The sequence below is a fragment of the bacterium genome (genome assembly GCA_024226335.1).
Lineage (GTDB): Bacteria > Myxococcota_A > UBA9160 > SZUA-336 > SZUA-336 > JAAELY01.
The window spans coordinates 1-511 of the sequence record JAAELY010000332.1; the positions used below are offsets into that span (position 1 = coordinate 1).

At 58.1% G+C, this 511-nt stretch carries 2 protein-coding genes; one reads left to right on the forward strand and one right to left on the reverse strand.

Annotated elements, in window-relative coordinates:
• The first annotated feature begins 85 nt into the window (after positions 1-85).
• Positions 86-322 carry an isochorismatase family protein gene (locus GY725_17115; protein ID MCP4005912.1) on the forward strand — a complete coding sequence of 79 codons (237 nt, stop codon included), beginning with the start codon at positions 86-88 and terminating at the stop codon, positions 320-322.
• Between the two features lie 75 nt (positions 323-397).
• Here GY725_17115 and GY725_17120 read toward each other — a convergent pair.
• On the reverse strand, positions 398-511 hold a 114-nt coding region (locus tag GY725_17120; protein ID MCP4005913.1), incomplete at its 5' end, for a cytochrome c family protein.

Here is a 511-nt window from a genome sequence, read left to right on the forward strand (position 1 = left end):
ATCATCGACGCCGGTTGTGATGCCTGGAACCGACTCCTCGAACAGCCCGAAACAGTCAAATCAATCGGAATGAGAAAATGGGCTCATATCGGTCAAAATTACATGCCGTTGGGATCATATGTGCGTGAACTCGACAACGCGCGCGTCGTTCAACCACGGCTACGGCAACACGGTGGTGGGGAGCGCCACGGCTACGCGCACGATCTCCAACCCCGAAACCGGCGCGGACATGCCTGCCAGGCAATTGCAGGATGCAAGCCTGTCAGCGCTCGGCGACATGTTCTCGGTCGCGGTCCCGAACGCGAAGAGCATCCCCGACTAACGAGAGAGGCTCCGACCTGGCGGCGACAAAGAGAATGCCGAAAAGGCTTCCACCACCGAAGCGCTTACGCGCACGCTAGCGCTGCGAAAAGTTCGGCCGGTCTTCGTTGTAGTTCGCTTCGAGGTAATCGAGAACGATCGAGTTGTCCGGCTCGGGGATTTTCGCCATGCCTTGCTCTTCGATCATCCA